The sequence below is a fragment of the Sphingobacterium athyrii genome (assembly GCF_003071065.1).
GTDB classification, from domain to species: Bacteria; Bacteroidota; Bacteroidia; order Sphingobacteriales; family Sphingobacteriaceae; genus Sphingobacterium; species Sphingobacterium athyrii.
On sequence record NZ_QCXX01000003.1, the window covers coordinates 42265 to 57840 of the forward strand.

The following is a 15576-nucleotide window of genomic DNA, read 5'->3' on the forward strand; positions in this document are numbered from 1 at the left end:
AATGTAAAGAGGGCTGTCTTTTCGAGGGCGGAACCCAAACTTATTCTGGATTGCCAAAATATATTTATTTTCACAATTTTATTGTCAAAAAGGTCGGATTAACGCATGGTTTATGGCATTAATTCTTATCTTTAGGCGAAATTTTGAAAAATTTAGATTTTTCATTGATTTCACATAGCATTAAAAATTAAACATATTTCTAATAGATTACTATGTCAAACAAATCAAAAATTGTTTGGACAAAAACAGATGAAGCACCTTTGTTGGCGACTTACTCGTTTTTGCCTATTGTACAAGCGATTACAGCTACAGCTGGTATCGATGTTGAATTGAGAGATATCTCTTTAGCAGGTCGTGTTCTTGCAAGCTTTCCCGAATTTTTAAAAGAAGATCAGAAAATTGCCGATGCTTTGGCAGAGTTGGGGCAAATGGCTACAACTCCAGAAGCGAACATCATTAAGTTACCGAATATTTCAGCATCTATTCCACAATTAAAAGGCGCTATTGCTGAGTTGCAAAAAGCGGGTTACGCTATCCCTAACTATCCGGATGAAGCAACCACGGAGGAAGAAAAAACAATCAAAGCTAAATATGCAAAAGTACTGGGCTCTGCTGTAAACCCTGTATTGCGTGAAGGTAACTCGGATCGTCGTGCACCGAAAGCGGTCAAGAATTACGCGAAAGCAAATCCACATAAAATGGGGGCTTGGGCAAAAGATTCTAAAACAAAAGTTGCATCGATGACATCCGGTGATTTCTATGGTTCAGAACAATCTGTAACAGTGGAAAATGCAGGTCAGTTCAAAATTGAATTTGTAGATGCACAAGGGGGCGTTACTGAATTAAAAGGGCTTTCGCCTTTAAAAGCGGGTGAAGTAATTGACTCATCGACATTAAGCTTAAATGCATTAAAAGGTTTTGTGGCTGACGCGATCGCTGAGGCGAAAGCGGCTGGCGTGTTATTGTCTGCGCATTTGAAAGCAACGATGATGAAAGTTTCTGACCCTATTATCTTTGGTGCTGTTGTTGAAACTTATTTCGCAGACGTATTTGCTACCTATGGTGAGTTATTCAAAGAATTGGGTATCAATAAAAATAACGGTTTAGGAGAAGTTTACGCTAAAATTGCAGGTCATGCAAAAGAGGCGGAAGTGAAAGCTGCCATCGATGCTGCTATTGCGCAAGGTCCTGCTTTGGCGATGGTCAACTCAGATAAAGGTATTACAAACTTCCACGTTCCTTCTGACGTTATTATTGATGCATCTATGCCGGCGATGATCCGTATTGGCGGTAAAATGTGGAATAAAGATGGTCAAGAAGAAGATACAATCGCGATGGTTCCTGATCGCTCATACGCAGGTGTTTATGAAGCAACAATAGAAGACTGTAAAGCGAATGGCGCTTTGGATCCCAAAACAATGGGTTCTGTTCCAAACGTTGGTTTGATGGCTCAAAAAGCGGAAGAGTATGGTTCTCACGATAAAACTTTCCAAGCTGCAGGTAACGGTGTTATCCGTGTGGTGGACGCCGATGGTCATGTGTACATGGAACAGAGCGTTGAAGAAGGGGACATTTTCCGTATGTGTCAAACAAAAGACGCACCGATTCAAGACTGGGTGAAATTAGCTGTAAATCGTGCGCGTTTGTCAGATACTCCGGCAATATTCTGGTTAGACAAAGACCGTGCGCACGACAGAGAGATCATTAAGAAGGTAGAGAAATATTTGCCTGATTTTGATACGACAGGTTTAGATATTCGAATTCTATCTCCGATTGAAGCAACTAAGTTCTCGTTGGAACGTATCCGTAAAGGGGAAGATACTATTTCTGTAACAGGTAACGTACTACGTGATTATCTGACAGATTTGTTCCCTATCTTAGAAGTTGGTACCTCGGCCAAGATGTTGTCTATTGTGCCATTGATGAACGGTGGTGGTTTGTTCGAAACTGGTGCTGGTGGTTCTGCTCCGAAACACGTGGAGCAATTCCTGCAAGAAGGTTACTTGCGCTGGGATTCATTGGGTGAATTTTTGGCTTTAGGAGCATCATTGGAACATTTGTCGCAGGCACAGAATAATCCCAAAGCATTGGTTTTGGCTGAAACGTTGGATGAAGCAACAGAGAAATTCCTTGCAAATGACAAATCTCCGGCACGTCGGGTAGGTCAGATTGATAACCGCGGGTCTCATTTTTATTTGGCATTGTACTGGGCTCAGGCCTTGGCTGCTCAAACGAAAGATGCTGAACTGGCGAACCGTTTTGCCGCAGTAGCAAAAGAATTGACAGATAATGAGGCGAAGATTAATGATGAATTGATCGGCGCACAAGGTCAGGCACAGAACATCGGTGGTTATTACTTCCCGAATGACGAATTAGCGACAAAAGCAATGCGTCCTTCTGTGACATTAAACAATGCCATAGCGCGTATTTAATTATTACCTGATGTTGCAATAAAATAAGAAGAGCCCCGGTCAATGATCGGGGCTCTAATTTTAGGTCTAGTTGTTGTATGCTCTTACTTTATCGAAAGGAATAATCTATTTTAGCGGATATTTTACACCTTTAAAAGTCATCTTGACAGGTTGAATATGCCCCTTTTTGTCAAATTTCATTTCGTCGATGCAAGTGACACGTTCATTCGCACCTTCCTTGCCCAATGGTCTGCGATGATAAACGATGAAATATTTATCTTTATTAGGAACTTTAATGACTGAATGGTGCCCAGCGCCGACGGCAACTTCTGGATCACGTTCGAGGATAGTTCCAATACGCTCAAATGGCCCAAACGGAGAGTCGGCAATTGCATAAGCGACTTTATAGTCAGGACCAGTCCAGCCGCCCTCTGACCACATAAAATAGTATTTGCCATCTTTGATAAACATAAAAGGGCCCTCGACATAATCCTTTGGCGTAATTTCCTTGTAATAAGTTCCGTCATCAAAAGGGAGCAAGCCCGTAAAATCCGGTTTGAGTTTGACCATATTGCAATGTTTCCAGCCACCATAATACATATAGAACGTACCGTCTTTATCTTTAAAAACAAATTGATCTATGGGTTGCGCGCCGTTGATAATATCATTTATCAATGGTTTTCCTAGGAGATCTGTATAAGGGCCTTCAGGTTTGTCCGCTACAGCAACGCCAATTCCACCGATTTCCCCTTCATGTACGTCGTTAGCACTAAAGAACAAATAATATTTACCGTTATTTTCAAGTACGGCGGGCGCCCACATCGCTTTCTCGGCCCATTTTACTTGTGTATTTTGGAGTACCCGCGGATGTTTTTCCCAATGTGCTAAATCCGAAGAAGAAAATGCATCAAAAAATAGCTGTTCTTCATAGGGGGCTGAATAGGTCGGGAAAATCCAATATTTGTCATTATAAATAATTCCCTCAGGATCGGCATAATTACCATTTAAAACTGGATTCTTTTGCGCAATAAGTGTCGTCGCCAGAAACAAAGATGTTGTCGTAAAAAATGTCTTGATCATCGTTATGGTTTAAAAGCTTAAGATAATACATTCTATAGGAGCATATGGCTGATAAAATATCATTTTTATGCTGATTTTTCTCAATATTTTTAAAATGTTAAAATTATGTTAAAATAAGGCTGAGCTTTCGAATCTTTCCGCTTTATTTCACATATTTGTTTATGTCATTTCCAAATGGCATAAATACTTTTCATAAAATAGGTTAATAATATGGCTAAAATACCCGAAGTCCCCCAGGCTTCGGGTATTTTCTTATTCACGCTCCAACCCGAAGATCATAACTAATTTTCCATCAATATAAAAGTTTAATGTCTGCTCGGCGATGTCAAATTGAAGCTGCTTTTGCTCCACCACTGCAAAGAAATCATTTTCAATATTGGCTCCGTTGCAGGATTTCATCGTACTGGCGAGATGCGGAAAGCTGATCAAATTGCCTTTAACACTAAAATTACCCCAAAAATTATTACATCCGGTCGATCCGGCGATGGTGCCATTTTTTGCATCGAAACCAATGTTGGCTTTGTTGTTTGAAACATCTTTGCCATTTAATTGCAGTAAATTCCACCGGAATCTGGCGAGAAATGAAGCCACACTGGGTAGCCCGGTGACCTTTTCTTTGGAAATAATATCAAGTAATTCATATTGCATACTGTCGGTGTCTCTTGCTTTCGTTTGCTTTACTTTGATACGGTAACGATATTGCTCTTGGTAATCAAAACCGAGGATCGGATTAGAAATATATTCCCATTTATTTTTTTTAGTGGATTTCACCTGGAGGCAGTTTAATTTTCCCGAAGTTGGATTATTTACATAATTCTCGGCAACATCCCAAATGGCAATTTCCGCGTTTTTGGTTTTGGATTTGCTGATGATTTTCGCCAGTGAATAGATTGATTTGTGCGCGGTCTGCGTTTTTTTTACCCGAATCGTGTATTCAAAGTTGGCATTGTAGTTAAACTGTTGTATTTCTGCATAGAATTTTTCCCAGTCTTTGCTATTGTAATACTTTACGAGATAGGGTGGTGTACTTTCTAGCCCAGATTTAACTTTTATCCGAAACGTGCTGATTTGTGCATATAAACCGTACGGGAATAGAAATAAGAGCATAAAAAACAAGCTGGATTTCAGGGATTTCTTCATAATGGGCATTAAATATCAATAAAAACGTATCTTTAAACATGAATATTGCACGAACAAAAGTACTGTTAGTCATCGTACTTTTTCTGTCCGGCTTTCGGATATATGCCCAAAATAACAAGGATTATTTTAAAACACAAGTCCCGCTAGGTGAATTGACGGATCCGGGGCTAAAAGAAGTGTCGGGTATTGTAGCCGCCCATGAGGAAGGAACCTTTTGGGTTCATAACGATAGTGGCGATGGTGCAAACATCTATTTGATCGATCGTCAAGCAAAGTTGATCAAGAGCTTTTCACTAGAAGGAATAGATGTAATTGATTGTGAAGATATTGACCGTGTTAAAATTGCAGATAAAAATTACCTCGTTTTAGCAGATATTGGAAATAATCTCGGGAAGCGGACTTGGGCGTGCCTTTATGTGTTTCCTGAACCTTCAGTTAGCGATTCGTCACTGATATCAAAGAAAAATATCAAAACCATATTTGTTAAATTTCCGGGGCAGAAACGGTTGGATGCGGAATCTATCATGGTTGACCCAACAGATAATACCTTGTATGTGGTTTCGAAGCGCGAATTTCAATCGTCTGTATATAGCGCGCCAGTTTTCCGAAATAGAAAACAACAGTATTTCACGTTAAGTAAAGTGGCTGAACTCCCCTTTACTTTCGCTACAGCTGCGGCGATAGACCCTACAGGAAAAGAGCTGCTTATCAAGAACATTACAACTATTTTTTATTGGAAAAGGAAACCGGGTGAATCATGGGGCGAAACGCTTCAATCGAAACCGATTGAAGTGCCTTATTCGGTAGAACCTCAGGGGGAGGCCATCGCATTCGATAAGGATGGGACGGGTTTTTATACCATCAGTGAGCGTCCATTCGGTTTAAAATCCTATCTTTATTATTTCGGAAAAAATCCTAAATCAAATGATAAATAACAAACTTTTTTTAGTGAAACAGATGGGTGCTACAGCACGGAATAAATGGAATAGAAAGAACAGCCCAGTTCATTATTTCATGAATTTAAAACAATTATTAGTTTTATCAATTGCCTTATGTTGTTTTTGTATAGCCAGTAAAGCTGCAAAAGTCGATACTTTAGCGATCCGAAGTCAGCGCATGGACAAAGTTATTAAAACTGTCGTTATTCTTCCCAAGGGATATTCGGAAAGTACCAAATATCCGGTGCTCTATTTACTTCATGGATATTCGGGTAATTATAGCAATTGGGTGAAGAACTCCAATGTCGCTGCTCTGGCTGACCAATATGGATATATGGTTGTTTGTCCGGATGGGGGATTTGGAAGTTGGTATTGGGATATCACAAATGATCGAAATTATCAATACGAGACATTTGTTTCCAAAGAACTGATTGATTATATAGATGGACATTACGCCACAGTTCAGGACCGAAGAGGAAGGGCGATTACAGGACTTAGCATGGGGGGACATGGAGCCTTGTCACTTGCAATTAAGCATCAGGAGCTTTATGGTGCTGCAGGCAGTACCGCCGGCGGAGTGGATTTCAGACCCTTTCCCCTAAACTGGGAAATTAAGGACCGTATCGGGAATTACGCCGATTCGACCCAGGCCTGGGATGATCGCGTGGTGATCAATATGATTCCCAAATTAGTGAACAATCAACTTCGCCTGATTATTGATTGTGGAAAGGAAGATTTTTTCTATCCTGTCAATGTTGCACTTCACGATAAACTCATGTACCACAACATTAATCATACCTTTGTTACAAGTGAGGGGGGGCATAACTGGACGTATTGGTCACGCTCCATTATCTATCAAATGGCCTTTTTTAATGATTTTTTCAGTCAGCCAGAAAAAAAATAAAAAGAAAAATAGATAAATATTTGGCTTAAATGAATAAAATACTATTTTTGTTTCTAGAAGATCTTGACTAACAAATTATAAACTTATTATTAAGCCTTACAAATTGTAAGGCTTTTTTATTATTTTCAACAAATTTTTGAATTCAGTCTGCTATGCTTAAACCTATAAAGGTTGTTTTTTATTTTTCTTCTATTTTGTTTTGCGCACAGCAATCCTATGGTCAACAATCTAAATCTATATCAGGATTTATCAGAGATAGTATCAGTGGTGAAAATATCATCGGTGCTTTGGTCCGTAATGAAGCCGAAAAAAGATCTACGGCTTCCAATAAATATGGATTCTTTAGTTTATCCTTACGTGGACAGGATACTTTTCTGGAAGTTTCTTCCATGGGATACCGAACAAAAGTTTTGCCCGTTCAGGTGGGGAAGGACTCAACTTATATTGTGCAACTGGTGCCGGAAGAAAGCCAATTGGCTGAGGTTGTTGTCACCGGAAATCGGAGAAAATCAATCAAAGACCTTACGCCGGGTCTGACACAGTTTAGCCCGAAGGAGATTGAAAAAGTACCTGTATTATTTGGCGAAAAAGATATTTTAAAGACGATTCAATTGTTTCCGGGGGTGACAAGCGGCGGAGAAGGAAGTAGCAACTTTTATGTTCGTGGCGGGGGAGGAGACCAAAATCTGATCTTGTTGGATGAGGCTCCGGTTTACAACAGTTCGCACCTTTTTGGTTTCTTTTCGACATTTAATTCGGATGCCATCAAAGATGTCAATTTTTATAAGGGCGGTGTGCCGGCGCAGTATGGCGGTAAAATCTCCTCAGTCATGGAAATAACAACACTGGATGGGAATAACCAGCATTTTAATGTGGAAGGAGGATTAGGGCTGATCGCGTCGCGACTTAAGGTCGAGGGGCCTATACAGAAAGGAAAAAGCTCTTTTATGATCTCTGGCAGACGCACCTACGCTGATTTATTCCTGAAACTTTCAAGCGATGAAAATATTAAAAAGAGTGCTTTATTTTTCTATGATCTCAATGCCAAGCTAAATTATCGGGTCGACGATAAAAATACCCTTTACTTATCGGGATATTTTGGTAAAGATGCAATGGCCTATCATGATTTATTTGATTTCAATTGGGGAAATGCGACGGGAACCATGCGTTGGAATCACGTTTGGAGCAACCGCCTATTTAGTAATACCACATTGATATTCAGTAAATTTAATTATCAAGTGAAGATTGAAGACGACAATAATTTTAAGATTCGTTCCGATATATTCAACTATAATTTTAAACAGGATTTTCAGTACAGCCTTTCGGACCGTCACAATTTAAAGTTTGGTCTGCAGGCAGCGTTACAGGAAATCCGTCCGGCAAGTATTGAAGCCGGCGAAGATTCTAAGGTAAATTCATTGCGTATTCAGCATCGCAAGGGGCTGGACATTGCTGCTTATATCTCTGATGACTGGTCGATAAATGATAAGCTTAAATTGAATTACGGTGTTAGAGCAACAACCTACGCAACTTTAGGACCCGGCACCTTCTATACATTTGACAATGCCGGAGAAGCCGTCGATTCCACTTATGTTGGCCGTGGGGAGATGGGAAAAAAATATATCTATCTGGAACCCCGTATTTCCCTTAACTACGCCTTGAATGAATCGACAACATTCAAAGCTTCGTATAATACGAATGTTCAGTATTTGCATCAGTTGAGCAATACAACAAGTAGTCTCCCGACAGATCAATATGTATTGAGCAATAATACCATCAAACCGCAGTTGTCTAACCAGTATTCGCTGGGCTATTTCAGGAATTTCGTGTCCAATCGATATGAATTTTCTGTAGAGGGTTATTACAGAGACCTTAAAAATCAGATCGACTATAGGAATGGGGCCGATCTCCAGGCCAATGAACTTTTGGACGGGGAGCTCTTATTTGGAAAAGGTAGGGCGTATGGTGTCGAGTGGTTTATAAAGAAACGACTGGGGCGGTTGAATGGCTGGATCAGCTATACGCTATCCAAAAGTGAAAGACAATTTGAACAGATCAATGATGGGCAATGGTTTAACGCGCGTCAGGATAAAACCCATAACATCGCTGTCGTGGCACAGTATCAATTGAATCCCAAATGGAATCTAAGTGCAAACTTTGTCTATTATACCGGTGACGCCGTAACAATGCCTGCCGGAAAATATTTTGTTGATGATAGGACGATCTTCTACTATGATAAACGAAATGGCCAACGTATGCCTGCATATCATCGTTTAGACCTTGCTGCGACCTATGATATCAAACGTACAAAAAATACGTATTCCAGTTTATCTTTCGGGATTTATAATGCCTATAATCGCAAAAATGCTTATTTGATTGACTTTAGGGAGAAAGAGGGACAATCCAATATAACCGAAATTTATAGGATTGCATTATTTGGCACAATACCTTCAGTCACCTGGAACTTTAAATTTTAGCACAACATGAGAAAGATATTGGCATTAATAGCCTTAACCTGGATAACCTTGGTCAGTTGTGAAGATAAAATTGACCTTAACCTGCCCGAAAATACGGGGCAGATTGTAATTACGGCAGACCTGATGGTGTCAGACCAACAACATGAGATCAGCATACAAAAAGTAGTCGGTCTAAAGGAATCTATGTTGGCTCCCATAACAGACGCGGAAGTCTTCGTAAGAAGTCTGCAAAATAATCGGATTTATACCTTTTCGCCAGGTGCAAATGGCGTGTATACCAATAAGACATTGCGATTACAGGAAAAGGCCAGCTATCAACTGTATGTAAAGACTGCCGATGGAAAAGAAATTGAAGGAACTTCGACGGTGCCGAGCTATGTTGATGTTGATTCGATCGGCCTATCGGAGCGCATCATATTTACAGATACCATTTATTATCCAACTTTAGTCTTTAATGATCCGCCGGAGAAGGGAAACTACTACAAGTACAAGATGTCCGTAAATGGAGGAGAATTACGTTTTATTGATGTATTTGATGATAAGTATAATAATGGACTGCAAGTACAGCACGATATTATTGATCGGGATAGAGATCTTAAACTCGGAGATCGCGTCCGTATTTTGCGTCAATGCATTGATGTCGGTGCATACAATTATTGGAATAGCTTCCAGATGATCAATCCCGGAGCAGCCTCACCTTCGAATCCAATTTCAAATCTGTCTAATAACGTCTTGGGATACTTCAGCGTCAGTGTCGGAAAATATTATGAATCTGAAGTGGTGTTGTCAAGAAGCAGACCATAATCTTCATTCGAATCTTTCTATTTGGTATTGATTTGCCAGGAGAAATTCGATCGTTTTAGGTAGCGCATATTCAACACGGGGAATGGCTTTGATATTGTCATGAAAGATAATAACAGAGCCATTCTGTATATTGGGAATGACGTTCTGAAGGCATTTTTCGGGACTTAAACTTTGATCAAAATCTCCGGACATGACATCCCACATCACCACGCGATAATTGTTGTATAATTTTTTGAGCTGTGATTTTTTTGCTTTGGCATAAGGAGGCCGAAAGAGGTCCGTTTGTGTTAGTTCCTGACATTGAGCTACATTATCAATATAGGAATCATCATCTATATCCCAGCCTTTGAGATGATTGTAGGTATGGTTGCCAACTTGATGTCCTTCTTGTAAAATTCTTTGGAACAAATGTGGATTTTTTTTAATATTTTCACCAACACAAAAAAATGTTGCCTTGACCTGATATTTTTTTAGGATATCGAGTATAAAAGGTGTAATTTCAGGAATTGGACCATCATCAAACGTGAGATAGACTTTTTTTTCCGACCTCGGCATATGCCAGATCGATCTGGGATAAAGCCAACGCAGGAAAAAAGGGGATTTGACAAAATACATAACCGATAAATGAAGTTCAAATCTATAAAAATTGTATGGTTCTACATATGAACATGAAAAGATTTTATTATTCTGCAGTAATTTTTACTGGTTTTTTTCTGGGAACGAACAACCTGATCCAAGCCCAGCAGGTCGTTGGGGTAGCCGAGGCCATACGCATGACATTGGAACGTAATGTCCAAATAAAGCAAGCCGAGTTGAGCAAAGATCTCGCTGCGCAGGACTTATTTCAAGCCAAAAGTAATTTATTACCAGACTTAGGTGTCTCTGTTGATCAAAATTTCCGTTACGGCTTTGCCTTCGATTTGACTTCGGCGCAAATTGTCAACAATGCTTGGACCAGAACAACCAATGGATCCATAGGATCCCAAGTGAACATATTTCAGGGTTTTCAACAGGTCAATCAAATAAAGGTTAATAAATTGCAGTTGGAGTCTGCTGCTACACAGGTGGATAAGATTAAAAATGACCTTGTTTTAAATGTCTTAGTGAATTATTTGGAAGCCATTACAAACCATGAGTTGATGGTGGCTAGTGAGGATCAGATTGCCTTATCGAAACAACAATTTTTGTTAGATTCTATTCAATTTTCTGTTGGAAATAAGACTATCGCTGATCTCGCAAAATCAAAGAATCAGGTTGCTTCAAACGAATTGAATAAAGTCAATTTAAAGAATTCATATGAAATGTCACTGTTAACTTTGAAACAATTGATGGAAATGCCTTCTGAAACTGTTATTTCTCTCGAACGTCCAAGTTTAGAAGCTGTCTTGGTGAATGCAGAAGATAAAAATGCCATGGATGTATATCAAAAAGCATTAACGAGACAACCGGATATCCATAAATCTGCTTTGGATAAGGATGCAGCATTAAAACAAATTGATATCGCCAAAGGGGGGTATTATCCAGCACTCAATTTGAGTGTGAGCTATGGTACAAATTATTCTTCGGCAACAACTAGGCAAACAGATCCATTAGATATCAAAACGAGATACCGTGTACCTTTTAGCACACAAATATCGGAAAACAAATCATTTTTTACCGGCTTATCACTTACTGTTCCAATTTTTTCCAAAAACCAGAATAAGGTCAATGTTGCAAAAGCTAAGATTGGCTTAAAACAGGCTGAAGCAGCAGAACAATTGGCAAAAAATAATTTAAATAAAGCTGTTAACCAAGCAGTATTGGACGTCAATGCTGCCAAGCAAAAATACACTTCGGCAACGGCGGCATTCGAAAGCGCCGAAACAGCTTACAAAGCAACTAAAGAACGATACGATATTGGTATGGCAAATTCATTGGAACTGTTTACCGCGCAGACAGAACGTAACAAAGCTGAATTTGACTTAATTCAGGCAAAATATAACGTAATATTCAGATCTAAGATTATTGATTATTACTTAGGAAATCCAATTCAATTCGACAACAATTAACCTATTTGATTAACAAAGGCAATGGCAAAGAAAAAACGTAGTGTAGTAAAGATTCTATTAATAGTAGTAGCGCTTCTGGCAATTTTTGTTTTTGTCGGCTTTAAGGCCGGCTGGTTTGGAAAAGGGGATATAACCAAAGTCGCTGTAGATGTGGTAAAAGATATGGATGTGGATGAATTGGTATCTGCCAGCGGGAAAATACAACCTGAAATAGAAGTTAAGCTGAGTTCTGAGGTTTCGGGTGAGGTTGTAGAACTGAATATCAAAGAAGGTGACTTTGTAAAAAAAGGACAGGTACTCTGTCGGATCAAACCGGATATCTTGCAATCTGGATACGATCGCTCTGTGGCAGCAATGAATTCGCAGCGTGCGAATCTGGCTGCGGCACAACAACAGCTCAAACAACAGGAGGAAAATTTCAAAAATGTAGCGGCAACGTACAAGAGAAACCAGGAACTTTTTGAAAAGAGAGTTATATCAGCGGCTGAAATGGATAAGAGTTCTTCGGAATACTTTTCGACTCTTGCAGCTATCCAGGCACAAAGGGAGACTGTCCGATCGACCAGATATGGTATCGATCAATCTCAAGCCTCTGTCAAGGAAGCGCAGGACAACCTCAACCGAACAACGATTTATGCACCAACGGATGGTATTATCTCTTTATTGTCCATAGAGCAAGGTGAACGTGTCGTTGGAACGGCGCAGATGGCAGGTACTGAAATTATGCGTATCGCCAATATGTCTTCGATGGAGGTAAATGTGGATGTCAACGAGAACGACATCAATAACGTGAGAGTGGGAAATCAAGCCGAAATCGAAGTGGATGCTTTTCAAGATAGAAAGTTCAAAGGTATTGTTACGGAAATCGCAAGTTCATCAAAAAATATAGCAACGACAACTGCAGCAACATCTTCTACAGATCAAGTCACAAATTTTAACGTAAAGGTTCGCATTAGCGCAGAATCTTATCAAGATTTGGTTAAAGAGAACGTAGCTTCTCCTTTCAAGCCGGGATTATCTGCTACTGTACAGATTTTCACAAAACATGCGAAAGGTTTGGTCGTGCCCATACAGTCTGTTACTGTAAGATCCGATGATAAAGATTCGACCAATACAAATAAGAAAATACAAGAATATGTATTTATCTTAAACGGTGAAGCTGTCAAACAAGTGCCAGTTAAAACGGGGATCCAAGATGATAAGAACATTATTATCCTTACGGGGCTGAAAAAGGGAGATCAGGTTGTTTCTCGGCCATTTGACGCTATTTCCAAAACTTTAAAAGATGGAAGTAAAGTGGAAAAAGTAGATAAATCGGCACTATAAAATTATAACGGTATTAATATTTAACAAAGGGAGGTGTTTTTTAAACATCTCCCTTTTTATTTTCCTTCTAATTTATTAAATTTATAAAACCAAACCATTAACGGCTTATGAAAAGGCTATGGACTTATTTGAGATTTAATAAAACAGAGCAAAATGGTTTTTTTGTTGTATTGGTGTTAATCATTTTGTTTAGTATTGTGTATTCTTTGGTTCGTCGGAATGATAAAAAGGATCCAATAGCACATCAGGTGCGGGTTTTTGAACAGTCCTTTCATGACTCAACCGGTCTTGTTGATTATCAAAATAAGAAATATTCTGGTGCCGATGTTGATTTGGAAAAAAAAGTAGCTGTCGTAGAACCGGGGGCCGAAAGTAAAGAAAGGAGTACGAAGCTATTCTATTTTGACCCCAATAATTTACCTCCGGATGATTGGCAGAAACTCGGACTGTCTGCCAAGCAAATTGCAGTGATCAAGAATTACGAAAGAAAAGGTGGTCGTTTTAGAGAGAAAAGCGATGTCAAAAAGATGTACTCGATCAATGAACAACTGTATAGCAAACTTGAACCATATATTCGTATAAAAAAGGAAGCCGCAACAGAAAATGGAACAGATAAAACGACCTTATTGTATGATAAATTTGAAACCAATAAAGCTGAACAAATAGATATCAATACCTGTGATACAAACGCATTGATGAGTTTGAAGGGGATCGGGGCTATCCTTTCTAAGCGTATATTAAAATATAAGGAAGTACTTGGCGGTTTTTGTCGTATAGAGCAATTGAAAGAAGTGTATGGTGTCACTTCCGAAACATATGACCTGATTAAGGATAACGTTATGGTGTCTAATTTAGAAGGAATCAAAAAAATCAATATTAACCAGATTGATGCGAATTCATTGGGCAAACATCCGTATCTTAGCCCGAAGGATGCGAAATTAATAGTCAATTACCGTGATCAACATGGTAATTACACTAATATAGAGGATCTTACCAAGATAGGTACGCTTTCAGATCTTGCTATTGCTAAAATCGCGCCGTATTTAATATTTGAGAATGATTCAAGATAAATTGAAATTGGAAATCCGGGATATAGTGGATTTTCCTAAACCGGGTATTGTATTTAAAGATATTACCCCCTTGTTGAAAGACGCTGCGCTATGCAATGAAATGATCGACGCGATTATTGACCAACTTCAAGGAATAGAAATTGATGCCATTGCGGGTATTGAAAGCCGCGGATTTCTTTTTGGATTTTTACTGGCCAACCGATTGGGCTTACCTTTTATTCCGATCCGTAAACAAGGCAAATTACCCTTTAAAACGATTTCTGAATCTTATGCACTGGAATATGGTCAGGCAACCATTGAGATTCATGAGGATGCCTTTGAGCGGGGGAGTCGTATTTTGATCCATGATGATCTTTTGGCAACAGGGGGAACTGTTGTGGCGGCTAGTAAGCTTATTGAAAAATTGGGCGGAGTGATCGCTGCCTATAGCTTCATTATCTCATTGGACTTTCTCAAAGCAAAAGGCCGGTTATCTCGCTTTAGTGATACAATCTGTTCACTAGTGAGCTATTAATACAGAATATAACTGTTGATTTAGACGATATCACATGATACTCTTCGCAAATGCTAAAATAAATATTGGACTGCAAGTGATTGCCAAGCGGCCAGATGGTTACCATGAATTGAATAGTGTATTCTATCCGCTACCGCTCTATGACATTATAGAGCTGCTGGAGACAGATAAGCAACAATCGACATTGACAGTTCAGGGGGAACGTATCCCCGGAGATCAGGCCGACAATCTCTGCTTACGGGCTCATGCGCTGTTAAAAAAAGAATTTGATATTCCTTCCGTCACGATTGATTTAATCAAACAGATTCCGATCGGAGCTGGGCTTGGAGGAGGATCTGCAGATGCATCTTTTGTTTTGAAAGGGCTTAGTGAATTGTTTAAATTAAACTTAACAGATCTACAATTAAAAGGATATGCAGCACAATTAGGCGCGGATTGCCCATTCTTTATTGGAAATACGCCTGTATTTGCGACTGGAATCGGGACAGATTTTAAGCTGGTATCGCTTGACCTAAGTGAATACTATATCGCCGTTATTATGCCTGATATTCATATCTCAACTGCTGAGGCGTACAAGGGTGTGAAGCCAAAGGCTTCGGATGTCAACCTGGAGGAAGCGATCCGTTTACCCATTCAGGAGTGGAAGTTCCTGATTCGAAATGATTTTGAAGATGATATTTTTGATAACCATCCTTTATTGAAAGAGATCAAAGAAGCATTGTATCAGAAAGGGGCGATATATGCCTCCATGTCCGGCTCCGGTGCTGCCATTTATGGTATTTTCTGGAAAAAAACAGATCTAAGTGAGTTTTCCCGATATGGAAAGATTTATTATCCGGTTGCGCTAACGCAATAATATCATTT

General features: G+C 39.4%; 13 protein-coding genes. 10 read left to right on the forward strand and 3 right to left on the reverse strand.

Going from position 1 to position 15576, the window contains the following annotated elements; translation table 11 throughout:
- Positions 1-212 precede the first annotated feature (212 nt).
- On the forward strand, positions 213-2432 hold the full coding sequence (locus DCO56_RS10780) for an NADP-dependent isocitrate dehydrogenase (protein WP_108633792.1): 2220 nt from the start codon (positions 213-215) through the stop codon (positions 2430-2432).
- A 105-nt stretch (positions 2433-2537) separates the two neighbouring features.
- Here DCO56_RS10780 and DCO56_RS10785 read toward each other — a convergent pair whose 3' ends face one another.
- Both DCO56_RS10785 and DCO56_RS10790 read right to left on the reverse strand, forming a co-directional pair.
- Positions 2538-3491, reverse strand: coding sequence for a glycoside hydrolase family 43 protein (locus tag DCO56_RS10785; RefSeq protein WP_108633793.1), 954 nt, complete (start codon positions 3489-3491; stop codon positions 2538-2540).
- 252 nt (positions 3492-3743) lie between these two features.
- Positions 3744-4631, reverse strand: coding sequence for a DUF4377 domain-containing protein (locus tag DCO56_RS10790; RefSeq protein WP_181390522.1), 888 nt, complete (start codon positions 4629-4631; stop codon positions 3744-3746).
- A 38-nt stretch (positions 4632-4669) separates the two neighbouring features.
- On the opposite strand from DCO56_RS10790, the gene DCO56_RS10795 reads away from it, so the two are divergent.
- The 4 genes from DCO56_RS10795 to DCO56_RS10810 all read left to right on the forward strand — a co-directional run bounded on the left by DCO56_RS10795 (position 4670) and on the right by DCO56_RS10810 (position 9754).
- Positions 4670-5566, forward strand: a complete 897-nt coding sequence (locus tag DCO56_RS10795; RefSeq protein ID WP_108633795.1) for a hypothetical protein — start codon at positions 4670-4672, stop codon at positions 5564-5566.
- Positions 5556-6473: an alpha/beta hydrolase gene (locus tag DCO56_RS10800; protein WP_245935822.1), complete on the forward strand. Its 918-nt coding sequence runs from the start codon at positions 5556-5558 to the stop codon at positions 6471-6473. Before DCO56_RS10795 ends, DCO56_RS10800 begins: the two co-directional genes overlap by 11 nt.
- Before the next feature lie 152 nt (positions 6474-6625).
- Entirely contained in the window at positions 6626-8950 is a 2325-nt protein-coding gene (locus DCO56_RS10805; protein WP_108633796.1) for a TonB-dependent receptor, read from the forward strand.
- A 6-nt stretch (positions 8951-8956) separates the two neighbouring features.
- Entirely contained in the window at positions 8957-9754 is a 798-nt protein-coding gene (locus tag DCO56_RS10810) for a DUF4249 family protein (RefSeq protein ID WP_108633797.1), read from the forward strand.
- Between the two features lie 3 nt (positions 9755-9757).
- Here the strand turns inward: DCO56_RS10810 and DCO56_RS10815 are convergent, their stop codons facing one another.
- Positions 9758-10369 (reverse strand): polysaccharide deacetylase family protein, encoded by a 612-nt coding sequence (locus DCO56_RS10815; protein ID WP_108633798.1) that lies wholly within the window; start codon positions 10367-10369, stop codon positions 9758-9760.
- A 53-nt stretch (positions 10370-10422) separates the two neighbouring features.
- On the opposite strand from DCO56_RS10815, the gene DCO56_RS10820 reads away from it, so the two are divergent.
- The 5 genes from DCO56_RS10820 (at position 10423) to ispE (ending at position 15568) form a co-directional block, all read left to right on the forward strand.
- On the forward strand, positions 10423-11802 hold the full coding sequence (locus DCO56_RS10820) for a TolC family protein (RefSeq protein WP_181390523.1): 1380 nt from the start codon (positions 10423-10425) through the stop codon (positions 11800-11802).
- 21 nt (positions 11803-11823) lie between these two features.
- Complete coding sequence (locus DCO56_RS10825) at positions 11824-13128, forward strand: efflux RND transporter periplasmic adaptor subunit (protein ID WP_108633800.1); 1305 nt, start codon at positions 11824-11826, stop codon at positions 13126-13128.
- 107 nt (positions 13129-13235) lie between these two features.
- Positions 13236-14198 (forward strand): helix-hairpin-helix domain-containing protein, encoded by a 963-nt coding sequence (locus DCO56_RS10830; protein WP_108633801.1) that lies wholly within the window; start codon positions 13236-13238, stop codon positions 14196-14198.
- Positions 14185-14712, forward strand: coding sequence for an adenine phosphoribosyltransferase (locus DCO56_RS10835; RefSeq protein WP_108633802.1), 528 nt, complete (start codon positions 14185-14187; stop codon positions 14710-14712). The genes DCO56_RS10830 and DCO56_RS10835 overlap by 14 nt, the downstream gene beginning before the upstream one ends.
- Before the next feature lie 34 nt (positions 14713-14746).
- A complete protein-coding gene (gene ispE / locus DCO56_RS10840; RefSeq protein ID WP_108633803.1) occupies positions 14747-15568 on the forward strand; it encodes a 4-(cytidine 5'-diphospho)-2-C-methyl-D-erythritol kinase in 822 nt (273 codons plus the stop codon).
- Positions 15569-15576 lie beyond the last annotated feature (8 nt).

Excerpts from the sequence above, each read along its gene's own strand:
- DCO56_RS10805 (WP_108633796.1), top strand. The coding sequence starts at position 6,626 with ATGCTTAAACCTATAAAGGTTGTTTTTTATTTTTCTTCTATTTTGTTT.
- DCO56_RS10795 (WP_108633795.1), top strand. The coding sequence starts at position 4,670 with ATGAATATTGCACGAACAAAAGTACTGTTAGTCATCGTACTTTTTCTG.
- DCO56_RS10800 (WP_245935822.1), top strand. The coding sequence starts at position 5,556 with ATGATAAATAACAAACTTTTTTTAGTGAAACAGATGGGTGCTACAGCA.
- DCO56_RS10825 (WP_108633800.1), top strand. The coding sequence starts at position 11,824 with ATGGCAAAGAAAAAACGTAGTGTAGTAAAGATTCTATTAATAGTAGTA.
- DCO56_RS10835 (WP_108633802.1), top strand. The coding sequence starts at position 14,185 with ATGATTCAAGATAAATTGAAATTGGAAATCCGGGATATAGTGGATTTT.
- DCO56_RS10780 (WP_108633792.1), top strand. The coding sequence starts at position 213 with ATGTCAAACAAATCAAAAATTGTTTGGACAAAAACAGATGAAGCACCT.
- ispE (WP_108633803.1), top strand. The coding sequence starts at position 14,747 with ATGATACTCTTCGCAAATGCTAAAATAAATATTGGACTGCAAGTGATT.
- DCO56_RS10830 (WP_108633801.1), top strand. The coding sequence starts at position 13,236 with ATGAAAAGGCTATGGACTTATTTGAGATTTAATAAAACAGAGCAAAAT.
- DCO56_RS10810 (WP_108633797.1), top strand. The coding sequence starts at position 8,957 with ATGAGAAAGATATTGGCATTAATAGCCTTAACCTGGATAACCTTGGTC.
- DCO56_RS10815 (WP_108633798.1), bottom strand. The coding sequence starts at position 10,369 with ATGTATTTTGTCAAATCCCCTTTTTTCCTGCGTTGGCTTTATCCCAGA.
- DCO56_RS10790 (WP_181390522.1), bottom strand. The coding sequence starts at position 4,631 with ATGAAGAAATCCCTGAAATCCAGCTTGTTTTTTATGCTCTTATTTCTA.
- DCO56_RS10785 (WP_108633793.1), bottom strand. The coding sequence starts at position 3,491 with ATGATCAAGACATTTTTTACGACAACATCTTTGTTTCTGGCGACGACA.
- DCO56_RS10820 (WP_181390523.1), top strand. The coding sequence starts at position 10,423 with ATGAAAAGATTTTATTATTCTGCAGTAATTTTTACTGGTTTTTTTCTG.